General features: G+C 62.7%; 4 protein-coding genes and 1 pseudogene. 4 read left to right on the top strand and 1 reads right to left on the bottom strand.

Annotation, left to right across the window (positions count from 1 at the left end; genetic code table 11):
- A pseudogene (locus EOA75_RS29630) lies at positions 1-322 on the bottom strand (RpiR family transcriptional regulator); the annotation flags it as partial.
- Between the two features lie 271 nt (positions 323-593).
- Here EOA75_RS29630 and EOA75_RS29625 point away from each other — a divergent pair.
- The 4 genes from EOA75_RS29625 to EOA75_RS29610 all read left to right on the top strand — a co-directional run.
- A complete protein-coding gene (locus EOA75_RS29625; protein ID WP_067318820.1) occupies positions 594-1,427 on the top strand; it encodes an ABC transporter ATP-binding protein in 834 nt (277 codons plus the stop codon).
- Positions 1,424-2,272 carry an ABC transporter permease gene (locus EOA75_RS29620; protein WP_067318822.1) on the top strand — a complete coding sequence of 283 codons (849 nt, stop codon included), beginning with the start codon at positions 1,424-1,426 and terminating at the stop codon, positions 2,270-2,272. Before EOA75_RS29625 ends, EOA75_RS29620 begins: the two co-directional genes overlap by 4 nt.
- 73 nt (positions 2,273-2,345) lie before the next feature.
- A complete protein-coding gene (locus tag EOA75_RS29615) occupies positions 2,346-3,515 on the top strand; it encodes an ABC transporter substrate-binding protein (RefSeq protein ID WP_127325812.1) in 1,170 nt (389 codons plus the stop codon).
- A 74-nt stretch (positions 3,516-3,589) separates the two neighbouring features.
- On the top strand, positions 3,590-4,303 hold a 714-nt coding region (locus EOA75_RS29610), incomplete at its 3' end, for a Gfo/Idh/MocA family oxidoreductase (protein WP_164747650.1).

Below are 4,303 nucleotides of genomic sequence, written 5' to 3'. Positions count from 1 at the left end.
TGCTAAGATAGAGCGCGCCGACGACGAGGCTCTGCGCCAGCTTCAGCTTGAAGTCGCGCACGCCGTCGCATCCGATGGCGCGGCAGAAACGGGTGACCGTCGGCTCGCTGACCTGGGCGCGCTGCGCCAGCGCGGCATTCGATGCATCGACGGCATATTTGACGTCGTCGAGCACGACGTCGGCGACGCGACGCTCCGCCGGCCGCAAGTCCGTGTAGCTGTCCTTCACCTGCGAAATGATGTCGGGGAAGCGCCTGACATGATCATGCCGGCCGTCATCCCCGTCGGAAATCCGCAGCGCCTGGCTGTCAGCTTCGGTCATTGGCCGTCCTTCTCTGCCGTTTCTGGACCACCATATTTGCGATTATCCGCCGGCTGGCCATGGGCAATCAGCCGAAGTGAGTATGTAGGAAAGTAACACACACTGCAAGCGCGTCTAAACACAGGCGAAATCAGACGCTTAGATAAGCTTTAGTTGAATCTGATGGCGCCAGATCTTTGCCACCGCTTGACAGTAAAGTAGGATAGTTACAGACTGATTTCGCGGACAGAGGGGGCTCCGGCAACCCAATCACGCAGTCTCCGAGGGGAGCATGAATACCGGCAGCGCAAGAACGCCGAAGCTCGGCGTGCAGGCAGCGAGCAAGGTTTATACCACGGCCTCCGGCGATCTTCTCGCCCTAGACCGCTGCAGCCTCGACGTGCACGCCAACGAGATCGTCTCCATCGTCGGCCCCTCCGGCTGCGGCAAGACCACGCTGTTGTGGTCGATGTCGGGTCTGCATCGTCTGACCAGCGGCGCGATACTGCTTGACGGCAAGGAGGTCACCGGCCCGCGTCCCGAGATCGGTATCGTCTTCCAGGAAGCGAACCTTCTGCCCTGGCGCAATCTCGACGCCAACATAAACTTCCCGTTCGAGATCAAGGGCGAGAAGCCCGATCGCGCCTGGATCGCGCATCTGCTTCATCGCGTCGGGCTCGACGGCTTCGGCGGCAAGTTCCCGCGCGAGCTTTCCGGCGGCATGCAGCAGCGCGCGGCGATCGTCCGCGCGCTGGCGCTGAAGCCTTCCGTGCTCTTGATGGATGAGCCCTTCGGTGCGTTGGACAGCTTCACCCGCGAGGAGATGAACCGCCTCGTCGAGGAGATCTGGCTCGATACCAAGACGACCATCGTTTTCATCACCCACAGCATCGAGGAAGCGATCTTCCTCTCCGACCGGGTCGTGGTGCTGACCGCGCGGCCGGGACGCGTCGCCAAGGTCTACGACGTGCCGTTCCCGCGCCCGCGCTCGCTGGAGATCATGGCCACCAAGGAGGTCTTCGACCTCACCAACCGCATCAAGATGGACATCGTCGGCGAGCGCCGGCCGAAGGCGCAGGAGCAGCTGCAACACAAGAGCGCTGAAATCGTGAGGATCAGGCCGTGAGCGGGGGCGACGCCATTCCGGAATTCTCCAAGGCCAAGTCCGGTGACGGCCAGGATGTCAGCCTCACCAACCTCTCCGCCTTCGCCGGCGGCCCAGGCATCAAGTCCGGCGCCGAGGTGGCCGCGATTCTCGTCGTCGCGGTGGTGATCATCGGCGGCATCGAGCTGGCGCTGCGCATCTTCCACGTGCCGCAATACATCATGCCGCCGCCGAGTGCGATCGTTTACGCTTTATTCGACGAGTTCCCGCTGATCGCGCCGCATCTCGGCTACACGCTGGTCGAGCTCTTCTCCGGCTTTGCCATCGGCGCCGTCGTCGGGCTGGTGATGGCGGCGGTGATCACGCAGTTTCCCTTCGCCGAGAAGATCGTCGCGCCTTACATCTTGATCCTCGTCACCACGCCGATGCTGGCGCTGGTGCCGCTTCTCATCCTGCGCTTCGGCTTCGGCTACACGCCGCGCATTATCGCGGTAGCTTTAGCCGCCGGACCGATGGTGATGATTAATGCCGCGACCGGGTTCCGGCGCGTGGACAGCGCCAAGATCGCGCTCGCTCGCTCCTATGGCGCGAGCACCTTGCAGATCTTTTGGAAGATCCGCGCGCCGATGGCGCTGCCGATGATCCTGGTCGGGCTGATGATCGGCGCGATCTTCGGGCTCCTCACTGCGGTAGGTGCCGAGATGGTCGGCGGCGGCTTCGGCCTCGGCAACCGGCTTACCTCGTATTCGTCGATGATCCAGATGCCGCAATTTTTCGCGGTGGTGCTGATCCTGTCGACGCTCGGCATCCTGATCTACGTGCTCTTCTTCCTGATCGGCAAGAAATGGGCGAGCTGGGAGGCATGAGCGCGGACGCCCGGGGGACGGGCGAAGGCAAGGGCAAGCGATCGACAAGGGCAATCAACAAAAGGGGAATGCCATGACCAACGAAAGCTTATTCACAACGACAAGAGCGGGCATCAGCCGCCGCTACTTCCTGCAAGTGACGGCCGCCGGCGTGGTGACCGCCACCGCGCTCGGCGCATCGGGTCTGAAAGCCAGGGCGGCGGCTTATGAAAAATTCACCTGGATCTCGCCGCGCGGCACGCTCGAAGTGCTGGACGACTATCCCTACTGGTCGGCCAAGAAGGCCGGCTATTTCGGCGACCTCGCCACCGACATGCAGCCGGGTCCGTCGGACGGCACCGCGACGGTCAAGTTCGTCGATGTCGGCCAGGCCGACATGGGCTTCCCCTCGCCAGGTGTCTTCTCCTTTGCCATCCAGAACGGCATGAAGCTGAAGTCGGTGTTCCACATGGGCGCGCGCGACACCTTCAGCATCGCCTTCCGCAAGGGCCAGGGCACCAAGAACCTGAAGGACCTCGAAGGCAAGACGATCCTGCTCGGCTCCGCCGCTTGGCAGGCGATCGTCGATCCGCTGCTTGCCGCGCAGGGTGTCGACATCAAGAAGGTGAAATATGTCGAGGCCGGGTGGCCGACCTGGGGCACCGCGCTCGCCGGCGGCCAAGGCGATGCCGCACTCTCCTGGGAAGGTCTGCGCGCCGAATGGATCGCCAAGGACCTCGACTTCGAATATTGGCTCGGCGTCCAGAATTCCAAGCTTCCGGCCAACACCTTCGTCGTGCGCGCCGCCGATCTCGAGGATCCCGACAAGAAGGCCTTCCTCGAAAAATATCTGCGCGGCTGGGCGATGGGCCTCGAATTCGGCTACCAGAACCCGCGCGCGGCCGTCGAAGCCGTGTTCGAGCAATTCCCGACCTTGGCCAAGAACCTTGGCCCTGAGCTCGGCACCACCTCGATCCTGCAGCAGATCAACGTCTTCCGCGGTGACATGGACAAGCGCAGTGGCTGGGGCTCGCACGACATGGCGAGCTGGCAGGGCTTTTTCGACGAGATCCTGAAGATCGGCCAGATCACCGCGCCGGTGAAGGCCGAAGACGTCTGCACCAACGACCTGATTCCGACCGCCAACGACTTCGACAAGGCGAAGGTCAAGGCCGATGCCGACGGCGTGAAACTGTCGGAAGGCTTTGCCGCGCTCGACGTCGAGAAGATCAAGGCGCACCTGTTCGATTCCGCCGTCAAGTAAGGCGGGCGCATTGACCATCGGGCGGCGCCTGATGCCGCCCGAGCTACTGTTCAAAGAGCATTGGGGAGGCTTACATGGCCGACAAAGTAAAAATCCTGGTGGTTGGTCTGGGCAATATGGGCGCTTCGCATGCGAGCGCCTATCACCGCTCCGACGGCTTCGAGATCGTCGGCATCATGAGCCGCACCATCAAGAGCAACAAGAAGATCCCGAAGGAGCTCGCCGGCTATCCGCTCTATGAGGATTTCGACTTGGCGCTGAAGGAGACCAAGCCGGACGCGGTCTCGATCAACAGTTGGCCGAACACGCATGCCGAATACGCGCTGAAGGCGATCGCCGCCAACTGCCATGTGTTCATGGAAAAGCCCCTCGCCACCAACATCGCCGACGCCGAGAAGGTGGTGGCCGCCGCGCGGGCCAAGAACCGGAAGCTGGTTCTGGGCTACATCCTGCGCGTCCACCCGTCCTGGATCAAATTCATCGAGGTCGGCAAGACGCTCGGCAAGCCCCTGGTGATGCGCCTCAACCTCAACCAGCAGAGCAGCGGCAGCGCCTGGCACTGGCACAAGAACCTGATCGACTCGCTGATCCCGATCGTCGACTGTGGCGTGCACTATGTCGACGTCATGTGCCAGCTGACCGGCGCCAAGCCGGTGCGCGTGCACGGCATCGGCGCCAAGCTCTGGGCCGAGGCCGACAAGCAGAACTATGGCCATCTGCACGTCACTTTCGATGATGGCTCGGTCGGCTGGTATGAAGCCGGCTGGGGCCCGATGATGAGCGAGACC

The organism is Mesorhizobium sp. M1A.F.Ca.IN.022.07.1.1 (assembly GCF_003997575.1).
GTDB lineage: Bacteria > Pseudomonadota > Alphaproteobacteria > Rhizobiales > Rhizobiaceae > Mesorhizobium.
The sequence above is the reverse complement of the archived record's forward strand: the minus strand, read 5'-3'. Positions and strand labels throughout refer to the sequence as shown.